Annotated in this window: 15 protein-coding genes; 14 read left to right on the forward strand and 1 reads right to left on the reverse strand. The window is 28.4% G+C overall.

Going from position 1 to position 17,983, the window contains the following annotated elements; genetic code table 11:
• Positions 1-125: 125 nt before the first annotated feature.
• Genes HMPREF2782_RS07655 through HMPREF2782_RS07675 form a run of 5 tightly spaced genes read left to right on the forward strand, consistent with a single transcriptional unit; the run spans position 126 to position 3,624 of the window.
• On the forward strand, positions 126-1,136 hold the full coding sequence (locus tag HMPREF2782_RS07655) for a Gfo/Idh/MocA family protein (protein WP_070641997.1): 1,011 nt from the start codon (positions 126-128) through the stop codon (positions 1,134-1,136).
• Positions 1,137-1,145: 9 nt separating this feature from the next.
• On the forward strand, positions 1,146-1,619 hold the full coding sequence (locus tag HMPREF2782_RS07660; protein ID WP_070641999.1) for a PTS sugar transporter subunit IIB: 474 nt from the start codon (positions 1,146-1,148) through the stop codon (positions 1,617-1,619).
• A 10-nt stretch (positions 1,620-1,629) separates the two neighbouring features.
• Complete coding sequence (locus HMPREF2782_RS07665; protein WP_070642001.1) at positions 1,630-2,400, forward strand: PTS mannose/fructose/sorbose/N-acetylgalactosamine transporter subunit IIC; 771 nt, start codon at positions 1,630-1,632, stop codon at positions 2,398-2,400.
• The gene (locus HMPREF2782_RS07670; RefSeq protein ID WP_070642225.1) at positions 2,393-3,211 is read left to right on the forward strand and encodes a PTS system mannose/fructose/sorbose family transporter subunit IID; all 819 of its coding nucleotides are present in this window, start codon (positions 2,393-2,395) and stop codon (positions 3,209-3,211) included. Before HMPREF2782_RS07665 ends, HMPREF2782_RS07670 begins: the two co-directional genes overlap by 8 nt.
• 11 nt (positions 3,212-3,222) lie before the next feature.
• Positions 3,223-3,624 (forward strand): PTS sugar transporter subunit IIA, encoded by a 402-nt coding sequence (locus HMPREF2782_RS07675; RefSeq protein ID WP_070642004.1) that lies wholly within the window; start codon positions 3,223-3,225, stop codon positions 3,622-3,624.
• 337 nt (positions 3,625-3,961) lie between these two features.
• Here the strand turns inward: HMPREF2782_RS07675 and HMPREF2782_RS07680 are convergent, their stop codons facing one another.
• Complete coding sequence (locus HMPREF2782_RS07680) at positions 3,962-5,281, reverse strand: C1 family peptidase (protein ID WP_070642007.1); 1,320 nt, start codon at positions 5,279-5,281, stop codon at positions 3,962-3,964.
• A 466-nt stretch (positions 5,282-5,747) separates the two neighbouring features.
• On the opposite strand from HMPREF2782_RS07680, the gene HMPREF2782_RS07685 reads away from it, so the two are divergent.
• The 9 genes from HMPREF2782_RS07685 (at position 5,748) to HMPREF2782_RS07725 (ending at position 17,971) form a co-directional block, all read left to right on the forward strand.
• Positions 5,748-7,496, forward strand: coding sequence for an NTP transferase domain-containing protein (locus HMPREF2782_RS07685; RefSeq protein WP_070642010.1), 1,749 nt, complete (start codon positions 5,748-5,750; stop codon positions 7,494-7,496).
• A gap of 19 nt (positions 7,497-7,515) precedes the next feature.
• Positions 7,516-8,256, forward strand: a complete 741-nt coding sequence (locus HMPREF2782_RS07690; protein WP_070642013.1) for a sugar phosphate nucleotidyltransferase — start codon at positions 7,516-7,518, stop codon at positions 8,254-8,256.
• On the forward strand, positions 8,231-9,742 hold the full coding sequence (locus HMPREF2782_RS07695; RefSeq protein WP_070642016.1) for a BCCT family transporter: 1,512 nt from the start codon (positions 8,231-8,233) through the stop codon (positions 9,740-9,742). The genes HMPREF2782_RS07690 and HMPREF2782_RS07695 overlap by 26 nt, the downstream gene beginning before the upstream one ends.
• Positions 9,743-10,275: 533 nt before the next feature.
• On the forward strand, positions 10,276-11,619 hold the full coding sequence (locus tag HMPREF2782_RS07700) for an LCP family protein (RefSeq protein ID WP_083304914.1): 1,344 nt from the start codon (positions 10,276-10,278) through the stop codon (positions 11,617-11,619).
• 147 nt (positions 11,620-11,766) lie between these two features.
• Entirely contained in the window at positions 11,767-13,728 is a 1,962-nt protein-coding gene (locus tag HMPREF2782_RS07705) for a polysaccharide biosynthesis protein (protein WP_070642228.1), read from the forward strand.
• Positions 13,728-14,942 carry a DegT/DnrJ/EryC1/StrS family aminotransferase gene (locus HMPREF2782_RS07710; protein ID WP_186821667.1) on the forward strand — a complete coding sequence of 405 codons (1,215 nt, stop codon included), beginning with the start codon at positions 13,728-13,730 and terminating at the stop codon, positions 14,940-14,942. The genes HMPREF2782_RS07705 and HMPREF2782_RS07710 overlap by 1 nt, the downstream gene beginning before the upstream one ends.
• 15 nt (positions 14,943-14,957) lie before the next feature.
• The gene (locus HMPREF2782_RS07715) at positions 14,958-16,157 is read left to right on the forward strand and encodes an ATP-grasp domain-containing protein (protein ID WP_070642022.1); all 1,200 of its coding nucleotides are present in this window, start codon (positions 14,958-14,960) and stop codon (positions 16,155-16,157) included.
• A gap of 8 nt (positions 16,158-16,165) precedes the next feature.
• Positions 16,166-16,759, forward strand: a complete 594-nt coding sequence (locus HMPREF2782_RS07720; RefSeq protein ID WP_186821668.1) for a sugar transferase — start codon at positions 16,166-16,168, stop codon at positions 16,757-16,759.
• 9 nt (positions 16,760-16,768) lie between these two features.
• Positions 16,769-17,971, forward strand: coding sequence for an ATP-grasp domain-containing protein (locus HMPREF2782_RS07725; RefSeq protein ID WP_070642025.1), 1,203 nt, complete (start codon positions 16,769-16,771; stop codon positions 17,969-17,971).
• The last annotated feature ends 12 nt before the right edge of the window (positions 17,972-17,983 follow it).

A 17,983-nucleotide genomic window follows, 5' to 3' on the forward strand; every position in this document is an offset into this window, starting at 1 on the left:
AATATAAGTAGCAAAACTACATAAAAAAAATAAATATTGTAATTTTAATAAAATTATGTTACAATACTTTTAAAGAATGGAACATCAATATAAATCATTTTTATATTAAAGGAAAGGAAAAATTTATGGAGAAACTAAATGTAGCAGTAATTGGTGCGGGGATTTATGGTATTCATCATGTGGATGTATATCATCAAAATCCTTATGTTAATTTAATTGCTGTTTGTGATCAAAGTGAAAAAATAAGAGAAAACATTGAAAAAAATTATGGCTTAAAAACTTACAATAATGTAGAAGATATGTTAGAAAATGAAAAAATTGATGCTGCATCAATTGTAACGCCTGATCATCTTCATGTAGAGCCTGCTTTGGCTTGTATTGAAAAGGGCGTAGATTTACTTATTGAAAAGCCTCTGGCAACAAGCGTGGATGATTGTAAAAAAATATATGAGGCTGCTAAGAAAAATAAAGTTAGAGTTGCTGTAGATTTTCATAAGAGGTGGGATCCTGCTGCTATATTTATTTATAATAAATTAAAATCAAGCAAAGGTTATCCAATAAGAGCTTATATGAATATGGATGATATTATTGATGTGCCGACTGAATGGTTTAAATGGGGAGGCTCTTCTGATCCTGTAGATTTTTTGGGCGTTCATTGTGTAGATTTGATGAGATGGTATATGGATTGTGAAGCGGTTGATGTGTATGCTGTTGGTTCAAAAAAACTTTTACCTAGCATGGGAGTAGATACTTATGATAGTGTAACTTCAATTATAAAGTTTGAAAATGGATGTATATGTACTTTAGAAAATTCGTGGATTCTGCCAAAAGGTTTTGCGAAAAATAATGATGGAAAAACATCAATAATAACGAGTGAAGAATTGATTAGAATTGATAATCAAAACAGGGGTGTTGAAATTTTTGATAAAAATAAATTGCATACACCTAATGTTTTTTTCTTTAATGATTTTCATGGAAAAGTTATAGGTTTTGGTGCAGATCCGATTAATTTTTTTGTAGATGCTTTAATTAATAATAAAGAATTCGTAGCTGATGTTTATGATGGTCTCCAAGCTGCTAAACTAACAGAAGCTATCCATAGAAGCTTAGAGTCTGGTAAAATTGAAAAAATATAAGGAGTATTTATGGCAAAAATAAAAATGGCACGTATTGATTATAGACTAATACACGGTCAAGTTGTTGCTAAGTGTATAAAATATAATCCTGTAGACAGAATAATTCTTGCTGATGATGAACTTGTTGATGATGAGTTTATGGCAGATATATACAAAATGGCAGCAGCTGATAAAAAAGTTGATATTGTATCTATAAAAAATCTAAATAAATGTTTAGAATCTAGTGACGATAATGTAATGCTTATTTTTAAAAATGTAGATAATTGCTATAAAGCTGTTGAAAATGGATTAATATTGGAAGAAATAAATGTTGGTGCTTCTGAAAGTACATCAGAAAGAAAGCAAATTATTCAAGGAGTTTCTTTATCTGAAAAAGAAATTGAAAAACTTGATATTTTAGGAAAAAAGGAAATAGATGTTTATTCTCAATCTATACCTGAAAATTCTAAAATAAGTTTAGAAAATATGAAGAAAAAAATATAAGGAGAATCGTATGGAAAATGCTTTAATAATGGCTATTGCTATGGGTCTAATTTATTGGATTTCAAGAAGTATGTTGGGTGGATATTTTGCTTTATTTTTTATAGGAAATGCGATATTTGTAGGAGTTGTCGCTGGTATAATAAGCGGAAATTTGACTCAAGGTTTGATTTTGGGAGGAGGGATTTCTGCTGTTTTTGCTGGAATTATTGCTCCTGGTGGAAATATGCCTACTGATCAAACTATGGCGGCAACCACTATGATTCCTTTAGCTTTATCAGCAAATTTAAATGTTGATCAAGCGATTGCTCTTGCAGTTCCTTTGGGATTACTTGGAGCACAATTAATGAGTTTAAGAAAAATTATTAATGTACGTTTTGCACATGGAGCAGATAAAGCGGTAGAAGAAGTAGATACTAAAAAATTAGAAAAAAATGCGATTTTGTATCCAGCTTTATTAGCTTTTCCTTTATTGTTTTTGCCAGTTTTTTTAGTGGTTTTATTAGGACAAAATGTAATGCTAGATTTGTTAGCTTTTATACCAGAATGGATGCTTCATGGATTAGAAGTTGCAGGAAATGTTATGCCTGCTGTAGGATTTGCTCTTATAATGAATTCTATTGGTAAGCCAAAATTAATTCCTTATACAATAATTGGCTTTATTTTGGTAAAAGCTCTAGGACTCAATAATTTAGTTGCTGGTGCAATTTTAATAAGTGTTGCTTTTATACTAGTCTATAATAAAAAGGAAGTAGATGAAAAATTGGAGGCTAAAAATGAGTGAAAATAAAGAAATAAGTATAAGTCAAAAAGATATAAATAGGGTTATGAGAAGGTGGTATTTTGCTACTGAATTATCTCTTAACTTTGAGAGAATGCAAGCTTTAGCTTTTACCTATGCTTTTTTGCCGATATTAAAAAAATTGTATACAGAAAAAAGTGAATTAAAAGAAGCGCTTGTTCGTCATATGAAGTTATTTAATACAAATGCTACAGCTGGCGGATTGATTGTTGGACTGACAATCGCTATGGAGGAAGAAAAAGCTAGAACAGGAAAAATTTCAAGTGATGCAATAGTGGCTATTAAAACTGGTCTTATGGGACCGGTTGCTGCTTTCGGAGATTCCTTTAGTGCTGGAACATTTCAAACACTTTGCATATTAGCTGCAAGTACTATGGCTGTAAAAGGTTCCTTTTTTGCTCTACCAATGTTATTTTTGGGAAATGCTATTTTGATGGCAGAGTTGGTTATTACAACAAATTTAACTTATAAAAAAGGTCGTGATGCCATAAAAGATGTTTTATCTTCAAAGCAAATGAGATATGTATTGTATGGAGCAAATATTCTTGGTATGGGAATGATGGGGGCTTTATCAGCTAATATGGTTAATTTACAAAGTAAATTAAATTTTGGATTTGGAAAGGCTGCTATAAACGTTCAAGAAAATTTAGATAAAATTTTTCCGGGAATATTAACAATAATTGTTTTATTCTTATTTTACTATTTGATAGGAAAGAAAAACTTCAGTATTAGTAAACTAATTTTTTCAACAATAGCTGTAAGTCTTGTCTTGTCATTTTTTGGAATATTTTAGGATCTAAGAATATGAGAGGAATTATAATTGCAAGTCATGGGAAATTTGCAGAAGGAATGTATGATGCTATAAAAATGTTTTCTGGAGAGCTGGAAAATTTTTCATACATTTCACTACTACCAGATCAAGACTTAAATAGTTTTATTGAAGAATTAAAAAATAAAATTGATAAAGTGAATTCTGGTGATGGTGTAGTTGTTTTTTGTGACTTACTATATGGAACTCCTAGCAACATAGTTTCAAGTTTACTAAAGGAAGAGATTTATAAAGAAAAATTAGAAATAATATCTGGAATAAATCTTGCTACTGTATTGGAATATACAAACACAAGAAATGAAATGTTTGATAGAAATAAACTTTTGGAGGTTGGGAAATCAAGTATTGCATCTGTAAATGATATGATTGAAAAATAAATTACCTTTTTAAAATCAAAAAAATTGAGAATGAAATTTTAATAAATAAAAATCCTAGTATAAATTTCTTTATTTCTAGGATTTTTATTATTCGAATTATAAAAAATACGCTATAAAATATTTTGGGAAAAATCGTTTCCGTTTGCTTTTTCGATTTGCTGAGGTATAATTTTTTACAAGAAGTAATACTACTTTTGTAAATTTTATAAAGTTGAACTTTGTTTAATCCCGGACTTATTTATTTTATACCGTATAACGTTCTTCTTTATTTTCCCAGCCTAGGCTGGGTTTTTTATTTGTATTAAGCCCAGCTTTGTAAATTTATTTTTCAAAGATTTTATTTTATATTTTTTAGCATTTTATACATCGGGTCAAACTCATCATAATAGATTTTTTCCTTATCAAAGGCAGACAAAACTTTTTTGGTTAAATATTTTTTGTCGACTATTAACTCGAAAGTATTTTCCCTAAACCATTTGTCAGTCATAGAAAAATATCCATCGTGTCCATTATCTTCTCCCCATGAATTTTCAATTTTCCAAAATTTTACGTCTTTATCTTTTTTGTCAAAGCCTGTAAGATTCATGGCGTGGCAGGCTGAAGAATATCTAGAATCAATTCTTTGTGCTTTTGTCATTTTGTCAAAATTGGTAAAAGTTTGGTCAAAATTAAATAAATTCTCATCCATAACTCCGCTTTCTCTGTCTTTATCTATGTCAACATCGCAAGCAAACCACATTGTTTCATTGTTTTTTATGGATTTTTGAGCGGATTTACTCATTGTATCCATGTCAACATTAATTCCAACAAGATCTGGCAAATCTACTGCATTTTTTGCGTTTTTATCAACCAAAATCCTATTGTAAGGATGTCTTGGATCATTTAATAATTTTATTTTTCCATCAAAAAAATCCCCAACGTACTTATCAAAAAATTTCTTTGGCGTCATATCTTTTTCGATTTTGTAATTGTTGTCCTTGTCATAATATTTAAAATCAAAATTTTCAACAGGTTTTCCAATGGATTTTACAAAAATATTGTAGGCATAGGATAGACCTTTTTTTCTTAAAATTTCAATTTCTTTTTCGTCATCCGTCGCTCTAATATCCATAGCGATTTTTTTGAGGGCATTTTCCAAAGTATAAAACATAAAAGTAGATTCCTCTGTATGGAAAAGTTCGCCCATATTTGTTTTTGGCACAATTCCATATTTTTTTATCAAATAATAGAAAAATTCAAAATATCCCCCGTCTTCTGGTGTTGAATAAAAAACATCTTCAACTTTTCTATCTTTAATATCCAAATTTTTTGTATCAATAACTCTTTGCAAAAACAAATTTGCCTTTTCCATATTGTCATAAAAATAAAGAAAAGACTCAGAAAGCTCAAATTTTTCCATATTAAGTTTTTTGGCAATGTGCATTCTAATCATATTAAGCCCTGCAAACATCCAACACCTGCCAGTTTTTCTTTGATTAGTAACTTCTTTAGTTTCAACTTCGTTAGAAAAAATAAAATCATGTTTGTTGATAATATTTTTATTTAAAGAAGCCTCCATTATCCCCATATTTGAAATGGCATTTTCAATAACTTTATTTTTAGGATCTTTTTCATAATTTTTTTCTAATTCTTTAAATATTTTTTCATCTAATATCATAGGTCACCTCTTTCTTTGGAAATATTATACTTTCAACAAGGCAAAAAACGATAATATATTCTCTCATATTGCTTTTTTAATTTTATTTGTTTATAAAATTGACAAAATTAAAAAATGGATATAATATATAAAAAATGAAATTTATATAGCGAAATAAAATAAGTGGCTAAATTTTATGTATTTATACTATATATAGTTATTTATGCTATTGAATAAAATTATAAATTGTTTTATAATTTTCTTATAAAACTGATTAATTTGCTTAATACGTTACTAGTGATAATATGGAAATTATATAAATAGTTAAATTAATTTATATATCTAATTAAAGATGTTTGTAAATTCAGTTTTAGACTTGATAAATAATAAAAGCAATGTAATGCCCATAAAAAATGGGTTTTTAAATAATTATCAGTTCACGAAATATATTAATTTCAATTTCGTGAAATAGAAAGGTGTAAATAATATGAACAAAAATGAAATGGATATCTTTTTATATTTATCCGAAAACAGATTTATTAATCAAAGAGATCTTATGCAAAGTACGGGTTATTCACTAGGATTCGTAAATAAGTCACTTAATAATTTAAAGAAAAAGGCTTTGATAGATTCTAATTTTAACATATCAAAAAAAGGAAAACAATATATAAAAGAAAATAATCCTCAAAGAGCTATTATATTGGCAGCTGGCTATGGAATGAGAATGATACCAATTAACTTAGAAACCCCTAAAGCTTTAATTGAGATAAAAGGTGAAGTTATGATTGAAAGAATTATAAATCATCTTCATGAAGCAGGTATTCATGAAATATATATAGTTGTAGGTTTTTTAAAGGAAAGATTTGAATATTTAATTGATGAATTTAATGTTGAATTAATAGTTAATGAGCATTATGATACTAAAAATAATTTATACTCTTTATCACTAGCTTTAGACAAAATTTCGAATTCTTATATTGTTCCGTGTGATATATGGTGTAGATATAATCCATTTAGAAAAAAAGAAATATATTCATGGTATATGGTCTCTAATGAAGAGAATATAAATAGTGATCTAAGAATAAACAGAAAAGGAGATCTTGTAAAAATAAATAAAGAAAAAATAGGTAATAATACAATAGGAATATCTTATTTAACTAAAAATATTGCAAGTAAAGTTTGTAAAAATATAGAGGAATTAAGCAAAACTAAAGATGGTTATACTATGTTTTGGGAAGATTCTTTATTTAATTATAATGAAACAAAGGTTGCGGCAAGATTGGTTGATTCAAATGATTATATTGAAATAAATACATACGAACAACTTAGAGAAATTGATCAAAATTCTAATAATTTAAAGTCTGATGCAATCGAAATAATTAGAAAAACTTTTAACGTAAAAGAAGAAGAAATTAATAATATATCAGTGTTAAAAAAAGGAATGACAAATAGATCTTTCTTATTTAGATGTAAAGATAAAAAATATATTATGCGAATACCTGGAGAAGGAACTGATAAACTTATTAATAGATATGAAGAATATGAAGTTTATAAAGCACTAAAAGGAAAAAATATTTGTGATGATATTGTATATATGAACTATGATAATGGTTATAAGATAACAGAGTTTATAGAAGATTCAAGAGTGTGTGATTCAAAGAATATAATTGATGTCTCTAAATGTATGGATAAGCTTAGACAATTTCACAAATTAAATTTATCTGTAGGTCATGAGTTTGACATATTTAATGAAATAAATTTTTATGAAAGTCTTTGGAGAGAAAAAAAATCAATATATAAAGATTACTCCAAAGTAAAAGAAAGTGTATTCTCATTAAAATCTTATATCGAAAAACATGTCGAAACAAAATGCTTATCACATATAGATTCAGTTTCAGATAATTTTCTATTCACAAAAGATGGAAATATAAGATTGATTGACTGGGAATATTCTGGAATGCAAGATCCTCATATTGATATAGCTATGTTTTGCATTTATGCTATGTATAATAAAAATAAAATAGACAAAGTTATTGATTTATATTTTGAGAATAAATGTAATATTTATGATAGGATTAAGATTTATTGCTATATTTCAGTTTGTGGATTGTTATGGAGTAATTGGTGTGAATATAAACAAAGTTTAGGTATAGATTTTGGAGAGTATTCTATTAGGCAATATAGATATGCTAAAGAATATTATCGTATTGTGAAAAAAGAATTAGAAAAAATCTAAATTTTTTAGGAGATTGAGTATGTTTAAAGTTGAAAGAGCAATAATAATGGCGGCGGGAATGGGCAATAGAATGAAACCAGTTACATTGACAACTCCTAAACCATTAATAAAAGTAAATGGTAAAAGAATGATTGAAACAATAATTGATAGTTTACATAAAAATGGAATAAATGATATATATATTGTTGTGGGATATTTGAAAGAAAATTTTGATGAACTAATAAAAAAGTATTCAAATATAAAACTTATATACAATCCTTACTTTGAAACTTGTAATAATATTTCTTCATTGTATGTTGCGAGAGATTTTATTGAAAATTCGATAATCTTAGATGGAGATCAAATAATTTATAATGATTCTATTTTAAATCCATATTTTGAACGTTCAGGTTATAATAGTGTTTGGACAGATGGATATACGGATGAATGGTTACAGACTGTAAATGATGGTGTGGTGACGTCATGTAGTAAATCTGGAGGTAAATGTGGATGGCAACTTTATAGTATTTCTAGATGGAATAATAAAGATGGTAAAAAATTAAAGAGTCTTTTGGAAATGGAATTTAAAAATAATAATAGACAGATTTATTGGGATGATATAGCTCTTTTTTGTCATCCTAATGAATTTAGATTAGGAATTTATCCTATGGATAAGAATGATATTATTGAAATTGATAATTTCAGTGAACTTTTAGCTATTGATTCTAGCTACGAAAACTATATGGAGAATAAAAATGAAAAAAAATTCACAAAAGAATAAAATTGACTGGCTTATAACGCTTATTCCTTTAATTATTATTTTGATTCTATGTACTTTATTTATTTTGATGCCTAAACAATCAAATTTATTTTTAAGCAAAATAAGATTTTTCTTTGGAGATAAACTAGGAACTTACTATTTAATTATTGGTTTAGGTATATTTTGCCTGTCTTTTTATATAGCTGGATCAAAGTATGGTGATATTGTATTAGGAAATAAAAATGAAAAGCCAAAGTATTCCTTTTTTGCATGGGGCTCAATGATGTTTACATGTGGATTAGCTGCAGATATTTTATTTTATTCTTTTTCTGAGTGGATAATGTATGCGACAGATCCATTTATTATTGAAAAAGGGAATATTCCTATATGGTCAAGTGTGTATTCTATGTTTCACTGGAGTTTAATTCCTTGGTCTTTTTATTTAGTGCTTGCTGTAGCGTTTGGGTTTATGCTTCACGTAAGAAAAAGATCAAGACAAAAATATTCTGAAGCTTGCAGACCTATTTTGGGAAAACGAACAGACGGATGGATAGGTAGAATTATAGATTTATTAGCTGTTTTTGCTTTGCTTGCTGGAACCGCAACAACATTTAGTGTAGCTACGCCTCTAATGGCTACAATTATTAACTATATTTTTAATACTAATTTGAGCCGTAATTTTATAAATATTATTATAATACTGATAACGTGTTTTATATATACTTATTCACTTTTACATGGATTTAAAGGAATCAGTAAATTAGCAAATTTATGTATTTATCTATTTTATGGATTAATAGCTTTGGTATTTATATTTGGCAATCAAGCTCAGTATATAATTGACAATGGCTTTTCTGCGTTGGGTATTATGATACAAAATTTTATAGGTTTATCTACATTTACGGATCCTCTTAGAGAATCATCTTTTCCACAAAATTGGACAATATATTATTGGGCATATTGGATGGTATGGTGTGTGGCTGCTCCATTTTTTATAGGGAATATATCGAGAGGAAGAACTATTAGACAGACGATACTGGGAGGATATGTTTTTGGCGTTGGCTCAACATTAATTAGCTTTATTGTATTAGGTAATTACTCAATGGGAGTGCAATTTTCAGGTAAGGCTAATTTGATTTCATTGTATAATAAATCAAATGACATATATGAAACAATAATATATATAATCAAAAGTCTACCATTTTCGTCATTGGTAATGTTATTGATTTTGTTTACTATGATTGCTTTTTACGCAACATCTTTTGACTCAATTGCATATACAGCTGCATGCTACAGTTATTATAATTTAAAAGAGAATCAACAACCTAGTAAAGGGATACAATTAATGTGGTGTATTTTACTTGTCCTATTGCCTATAGCATTATTATTTTCAGAGAGTTCAATGCGAAATTTACAATCGGTTAGTATTGTAGCAGCTTTTCCAATAGGTTTTGTAATTCTATTAATTGCATTTAGTTTTTTAAAAGATGCAAGAAAAAATTTATAAGTATTAACTTACAGTTTAAAATAAAGTAAATATAGTTAAAATGAAGATTGGCGTAATATAATTTTAAAATCAACTAAATTCAGATAAAAAATATGAAGAAAAATATTTTTGATTTTAACCATAATTATTTTTTGAAATCTATATTTATTGTCTAAATATTTATTAGTAAATAAAAGTGAGCAGTTAAAAGCATAAGGGATAGAAAATTTCTATCCCTTATAATTTTCTTGAATTTAGTTATTAAGTAAAAATCAAAAATATTATATAATTAAACTTCTCCGTTGTACCATAAATTTAATTAAATAAAATATTTAAAATATCTAAAAAGCTGATAAGTATAACAATGAATGAGCATAAAAAATTGACAAATATTGTGAATTAGTATATTCTAATGTGAGAATAATTACAAAAAAGTTATAGGGGAGACTGTTTTTTAAATGTTTAAAAACTTAATATCTAAAATTTCGATTTTTTTATCAACTATTGTGTACATAATATTTTTTTATTTTTTAAATAAATATAGCATTTTGCCAGTGAAATATAGGTTTATAGTTTTGGGACTTATATTTTTACTTATTTTTGGATTTTCTTTGTTGATTTTCAAAAGAAAAAAGGCTGGCAAGCCGATTAAAGCCTTTTTTATAATTGTACTTTTGTTTGTAAGTGCAGTGGAAGGCTTATTTATTTCTTACGCAAGTACTTCAATACAAACTGTTCAAAAAATCAATCAAAAAAAAGAAGTAAATAAAACAAAAATGTCTTTCGTTGTTTTGAAAGAATCTCCAATTGAAACATTGGATGATTTGAATGAAAATCAAGTTGCAATAGCTAAGCAAGTGGACAAAGAAAATGTTAAACAAGCTTTAGAAAAATTCAAAAAAGAAAATGGCGATGATTTAAATGTTGAAGACTTAGGAGATTATTTAACTTTAGGTAACAGCTTAATTAATGGAAATGTTCAAGCCGTTTTATTAAATGAAGGCTTCAGGGAGATGTTAGATGATAATATTGAAGGATTTAGCCAAAAAACTAGAGTTTTAAAATCTTATTCTGTTAAGGGAGATCAAAAATTAAATCAAAACAATGAAGTTGAAAAAGATCAAAGTTTTAATGTATATATTTCAGGAATAGACACTTATGGAGATCTTGCAACTGTATCAAGATCTGACGTGAATTTAATAGTAAGTGTAAATCCTAAAAAAGGAAAAATTTTAATAACAACAATTCCAAGGGATACCTATGTAAATATAGCTGGAATGGGAGAGTATGCAAATGATAAATTAACTCATGCGGGCTTATTTGGAGTGGACACTTCTATAAAAACTTTGGAAAATTTCCTTGATATAAATATAGACTATTATGCAAAGGTAAATTTCACAACTCTTATACAACTTATAGATTTATTGGGTGGAGTAGATGTTGAAAATCCTGTTGCTTTTGAAACCAATGGTGGCAAATATTTCCCACAAGGAACAATCCACATGGATGGAGATATGGCTTTGGCATATTCAAGAGAAAGATATCACCTTGCAGAAGGAGATTTTGATAGAGGAAAAAATCAAGTAAGAGTAATGACAGGAATAATAAAAAAATTATTGTCAACTGAAACACTACTAAATTTCAACTCAATAGCAGAAGTTGCACTTGATTCAGTAAATACAAATATGCCTTATGATAAAATGATAGAATTAGTAAATGGTCAAATAGATGACGCTAAGGATTGGAAAATAAAAAGCCAAGCAGTAACAGGAACAAGCGAACCAGGACTACCATCATACCTAATGCCTGGAAGTGATTTATACATGATGAGAGCGGATGAAGAATCTATTGACCAAGTTCATGATGGGATTTTGAAAAATAATAAAACAGATAAATAAATATTTTAATTAAAAGGGTAAGGTATACAGAGCTTGAGATTTTTTTCTTAGTAAAAATTGTAAGCGGAGATGTCTTACCCTATGAGTATTTATATAAATAAAGAAAATTTAAAAAGTAAAAAAAGAAGAGCTATAAAAGGAATGAAAATGGATACTAAAAAAATAATAAATAAAAAAACATATATACTCTTAGCTTTTGATATTATAATCATTAACTTAGCATATTTTTTAGCTTTATTTTTAAGGTTTGATGGAAGTTTAATTCAAATACCAAGGATATATTTAAAAGCTTTTGAAAACTATGCTCTTATAAATACAGTTATAACAATTGCTATATATTCAGCTTTCAAGCTATACAGAATAATTTTGGAATATGCATCATATACTGAATTAATAAAAATAACTCAAGCAGTTGCTTTATCATTATTAGTTCATGTTTTTGGTATTTCAATTCTGTTTCAAAGGATGCCATTGTCATATTTTGTATATGGATTTTTGATTCAATACACTTTTACAGTGGGGATAAGATTTGCCAACAAAATGTTTATACAAGGAAAATATAATCTATTAGACAAAAATCCAGAATTTAAAAAAGCAATAATAATTGGGGCAGGATCAGCTGGTCAGACAATAAAAGAAGATATAAACAAATCAAACAGACAGGAAAATACAAGCATAAAAGTAGTTGCATTTATTGACGATAATCCAGAAAAAAAAGGTCAATACATTGACGGAACGGTTATTTATGGGGGAAGAGAGTCAATAAATGAATTAGTAAATAAGGAAGACATAGATCTAATATTAGTAGCACTTCCATCAGCCCAAGAAAACCAAAAAAGAGAAATTTTACAAATATGCAATGACACAAAGTGCGAAGTAAAAGTTCTACCTGGAATATACCAATTAGTTTCAGGAAGTGTTTCTATGTCAGGAATGAAAGATGTCCAAATAGAAGATTTATTAGGACGTGATCCAGTAAAAATATTTTCAAACGAAACTTTTGATTACCTAAATGACAAGGTTGTTCTTGTTACAGGCGGTGGAGGTTCAATTGGATCAGAGCTTTGTAGACAAATCGCCCAATACGGACCAAAACTTTTGATAATATTTGATATATACGAAAACAACGCCTATGAAATTGAACAAGAGCTAAAAAGAAATAATAAAGATTTAAAATTCATTACCCTAATAGGATCAGTAAGAGACTATGCAAGAGTAAAAAAAGTATTCGAAACATACAAACCAGAAATAATATTTCACGCAGCAGCTCATAAACACGTACCATTAATGGAGGTAAGTCCAGTAGAAGCAATAAAAAATAACGTAAGAGGAACCTACATAGTAGCTCTACTTTCATTAATCTACGATGCAAAAAGATTTGTTCTAATCTCAACAGACAAGGCAGTAAATCCAACATCAGTAATGGGAGCAACAAAAAGAGTTTGCGAGAAAATAATCCAAGGAATAAATGACATTAGAGCAAACAAAGAATATGAAAAACTTGCAAAAGTAACAATAAACGATGGAGATAGAATAATCACCATAAATCCAAAAGATTACTTACAAGAAAAAAATCCGAAAACAGAATTTGTAGCAGTAAGATTTGGAAATGTCCTAGGTTCAAACGGATCAGTAATTCCACTTTTCAAAGAACAAATAGCATCAGGTGGACCAGTAACAGTAACCCACCCAGAAATAATCCGCTATTTCATGACCATAAAAGAAGCAGTAAAATTAGTATTACAAGCAGGCTCAATGGCACAAGGCGGAGAAATATTTGTACTAGATATGGGAGAGCCAGTAAAAATAGATTACTTGGCAAGACAATTAATAAAACTATCAGGATATAAACCAGATATAGATATGCCAATAGTATACACAGGCCTAAGACCAGGAGAAAAATTATACGAAGAAAGACTAATGGACGAAGAACTTTTATCAGATACAAAAGTAGAAGGAATATCCGTAGGAAGACCATTAGAATTTTCAAGAGAAGAATTTTTCCAAAAATTGGATAAAGTAATAAACCAAGAAAATATAGACGAATTAGACATAGTTGTTACGATAAATAATTTAATAAGTACGTTTATAGGAAAGGGTAATAAATAATGACAAAAAAAATGAACATACCATTCTCACCACCAGACATTAGCGAAGAAGAAATTAATGAAGTAATAGATGCTTTAAAATCTGGTTGGATAACAACAGGACCAAAAACCAAAAAATTAGAAAAAGATTTGCTAGAATTTACAGGAACAAATATAGGAGTTTGCCTAAATTCTCAAACAGCAGCGGCAGAAATGACTCTTAGAGTTTTAGGAATTGGAGAAGGCGATGAAGTGATAACAAGCGCCTACACTTACACAGCGACAGCCTCAGTAGTAGAGCACGTTGGAGCAAAATTGGTTTTAGTAGATACCCAAGAAGAAAATTTAGAAATGGACTACGAAAAATTAAAAGAAGCCATAAACGAAAAAACAAAAGTAATAATTCCTATAGATTTGGGAGGAGTTCCTTGCGATTACGATAAAATATTTGAAATTGTAGAAGAAAAGAAAAATTTATTTAAAGCAAACAACGAAATTCAAGAAGCCTACAACAGAATAATAGTAATGTCAGATGCAGCTCATGCTTTGGGAGCAGAGTATAAAGAAAAAAAAGTAGGATCAGTAGCAGATTTTTCAAATTTTTCCTTCCATGCAGTAAAAAATTTCACAACAGCAGAAGGTGGATATGCAACATGGAAAGACAAAGAAGGAATAGACAACGAAAAACTCTACAAAAAATATCAATTATTATCCCTTCATGGTCAATCAAAAGATGCCCTAAGCAAAACAAAGCTTGGCTCATGGGAATATGATATAGTAGGACCTTGGTACAAATGCAATATGACAGACGTATTAGCAGGAATAGGACTTGCCCAAGTAAAAAGGTATCCAACACTTTTAAAAAGGAGAAAAGAAATCATAGAAAAATATGACAAAGCCTTTAGACCATTAGGAATAAAAAGTTTAAACCACTTTGACCAAAATCATAAATCATCAGGACATCTCTATATAACACAAGTTTCAGGAATAGATACAGAACAAAGAAACAAAATAATAGAAGAAATGGCAGAAAAAGGAATAGCGTGCAATGTTCACTACAAGCCACTTCCATTACTAACAGCCTACAAAAATCTAGGATTTGATATAAAAGATTATCCAAACGCCTACAGTCATTACAAAAATGAAATAACCCTTCCTCTTCACACAAAACTTACTGATGAGGAAGTTGATTATATAATTGAAAGTTTTTGTGAGATTGTGAAAAAGTATCAATAAAGTAAAGAAGGTTTTATGAAAAAATTAATGATTTTAGGAGCAAGTGTCCTACAAATCCCTGCTATTGTTGAAGCTAAAAAGATGGGAATATATGTTATTGCAGTTGACATGAACCCTAATGCAGAAGGTTTTTCATATGCAGATAAAAAAATAGTAGTAAGTACGACAGATACAAAAAAAGTCTTAGAAGCTGCAAAAGAAAATAATATTGATGGGATAATAACCATAGCAAGTGATAGGCCAATGATAACTGTAGCAAAAGTTGCAGAAGAATTAGATTTAATATCAATAGATGAAAAAACTGCTATTAATGCTACCAATAAATCAAAAATGAGAGATGCCTTAAAAAAATCATCTGTACCAATTCCCATGTATTTTTCAGTAGATGATTATAACCAATATAGAAAAGCTATAGAAGAAATAAAAAATAATAATTACAAATGTATAGTTAAACCTGCTGATAATTCTGGAAGTAGGGGAATAAGATTAATTGAAAATTATGATGAAAAAGAGCTTGAAAAAATATATAAATATTGTAAAGAAAATTCAAACTCAGGTCGTCTGCTTGTAGAAGAATTTATGCAAGGTCCAGAAGTTAGTGTAGAAACAATATCATATAAAGGAATCTGTCATGTAATACAAGTTACAGACAAAATTACTACTGGTGCTCCATATTTTGTAGAAATGGGTCACAGTCAACCATCATCATTAGATAAAGAAACAATAGAAAAAATAAGAAAAGTAGCAATAAATGCAAATAAAGCAATAGGAATAGAAAATGGACCATCACATACAGAAATAAAAGTAACAAAAGATGGACCAAAAGTTGTAGAGTTAGGGGCAAGACTAGGTGGAGATAATATAACAACTCACTTAGTACCATATTCAACAGGAGTAAATATGGTAGAAGCATCAATAAATATTGCGCTTGGACAAGAAATAAATATTAGAAAAAAATTTGAAAAAGCGTCAGCAGCTAGATATAAAAAATGTGATATTGGAAAAATAATAAAGATTACTGGAGTCAAAGAAGCGGAAGAAGTAAGTGGAATAAAAAATGTAGAAATAGTCCATGGACTTGGGGAACAATCACGAGAAATAAAAAGTTCAAATGATAGAGTTGCCTATGTTATATCACAAAATGATAATATTTCTAACGCGATGAAGTCTTGTGAGAAAGCTTTGGAAATGATAAAAATAGAAGTAGAAAAGTAAGGAAGATAATGATATACAAAAATATTATAAAAAGAATATTAGATTTAATATTGGCATTGATTGCATTGCCATTTGTTTTGATAATTTGTCTAATTTTCGGAGTTTTGATATACATCGAAGATAAAGGTGATATTTTTTATATAGCAAAAAGAAGGGGCTTAAACGGATCTGTTTTTGGAATGTATAAACTTCGCTCAATGAAAATGAACGCACCAGACATTAGAAACAAAGACAATTCTACTTTTAATAGTGCAAATGACCCAAGAGTTACAAAAATAGGAAAAATTTTAAGAAAAACATCAATAGATGAGTTACCACAAATATTTAATATTTTAAAAGGTGATATGAGCTGGATTGGGCCAAGACCCATAACAATTGATAGACCGGTAAGTGAATATGATCAAAAAAGAATAGATAGACTTAAAGTAAAGCCAGGAGTAACGGGGTATGCACAAGCCTATTTTAGAAATAATATATCACAAGAAGAAAAACTACAATTAGATGCTAATTATGCAAAAGAAATTTCATTTTTATTAGATTTGAAAATAGTTTTTAAAACTATACAAGTAGTATTATTGCAAAAAAATGTATACACAAATTAAGGAGATTTTATGTATAAAAATAAGAAATTATTAATCTTAGGTGCTGGTAGAGGTCAGTTAGGTTTATATAAAGCAGCAAAAGAATTAGGTATTTACACAATAGCAGGAACAATGCCTAAAGCGCATAAGCCTTGTTTAGAATTAGCTGATGAAATTTGTCATATGGATATATCAAATCCTGATGAAGTTGAACAAAAAGCTAAAGATTTAAAATTAGATGGAGCAGCTACTTGTTGTCTTGATACAGGAATTGTATCACTTGCAAGATTATGTGATAAACAAAATCTAGTTGGTTTAAATGAAGAATCTGCTATAATGTGTGGCGATAAATACAAAATGAAAGAAGCTTTCAAAAAAAATAATGTTAATACTGCTAGACACTTTGTTATAAAAAATGAAAAAGAATTAAAAAATGCATTAGAAGCTCTTGAATTACCAGTAATAGTGAAAGCTACAGACTTACAAGGTAGTAAAGGAATTTATATAGCAAAAAATGAAGAAGAAGCAATAAATGGTTTCAATCAAACAATGAGTCTTACAAAAAGAGATTACTGCATAGTTGAAGAATTTATAGAAGGGTATGAATTTGGAGCTCAAGCATTTGTTTATAATAATGAAGTTTTGTTTGTTATGCCACATGGTGATGAAACCTACATGAGTCATACAGCTGTTCCAATAGGTCATTATGTTCCACTAGATGTAAAAGACGATATAATTGAAAAGACAAAAATTGAAGTTAAAAAAGCTATTAAGGCACTTAGATTAAATAATTGTGCTGTAAATGTGGATATGATTTTAAAAAATGATGAAGTGTATATTATAGAGCTAACAGGAAGAGTAGGGGCAAACTGTCTTCCGGAATTAGTTGAAATTAACTATGATATAGAATATTATAAAATGATAGCATCAATGGCAATTTCAGAAAATCCATTAGAGTTTTGGTCAAAAAAATCAAAAGAAAATAAAGCGGGCCTTGCAAGAATGATAATCGAAACTAAAGAAAGTGGAATTCTAAAAGAAATTGTAAATTCTAATGAAAAAGATGATGATATTGTAGAAATTACATTTTTTAAAGAAGAAAATGATGAAATAAGAAAATTTGAAAATTCCAATGATTGCATAGGTCAAGTTATTGTAAAAGCTGATAATATCAAAAGGTGTGAAGAAAAACTTAAAGAAATCGAAAGTAATATAAAGCTAATTTTAAAATAAAGTTTAAAAAGG

This window comes from Anaerococcus sp. HMSC068A02 (assembly GCF_001811125.1).
In the GTDB taxonomy this organism is placed as follows: domain Bacteria; phylum Bacillota; class Clostridia; order Tissierellales; family Peptoniphilaceae; genus Anaerococcus; species Anaerococcus vaginalis_C.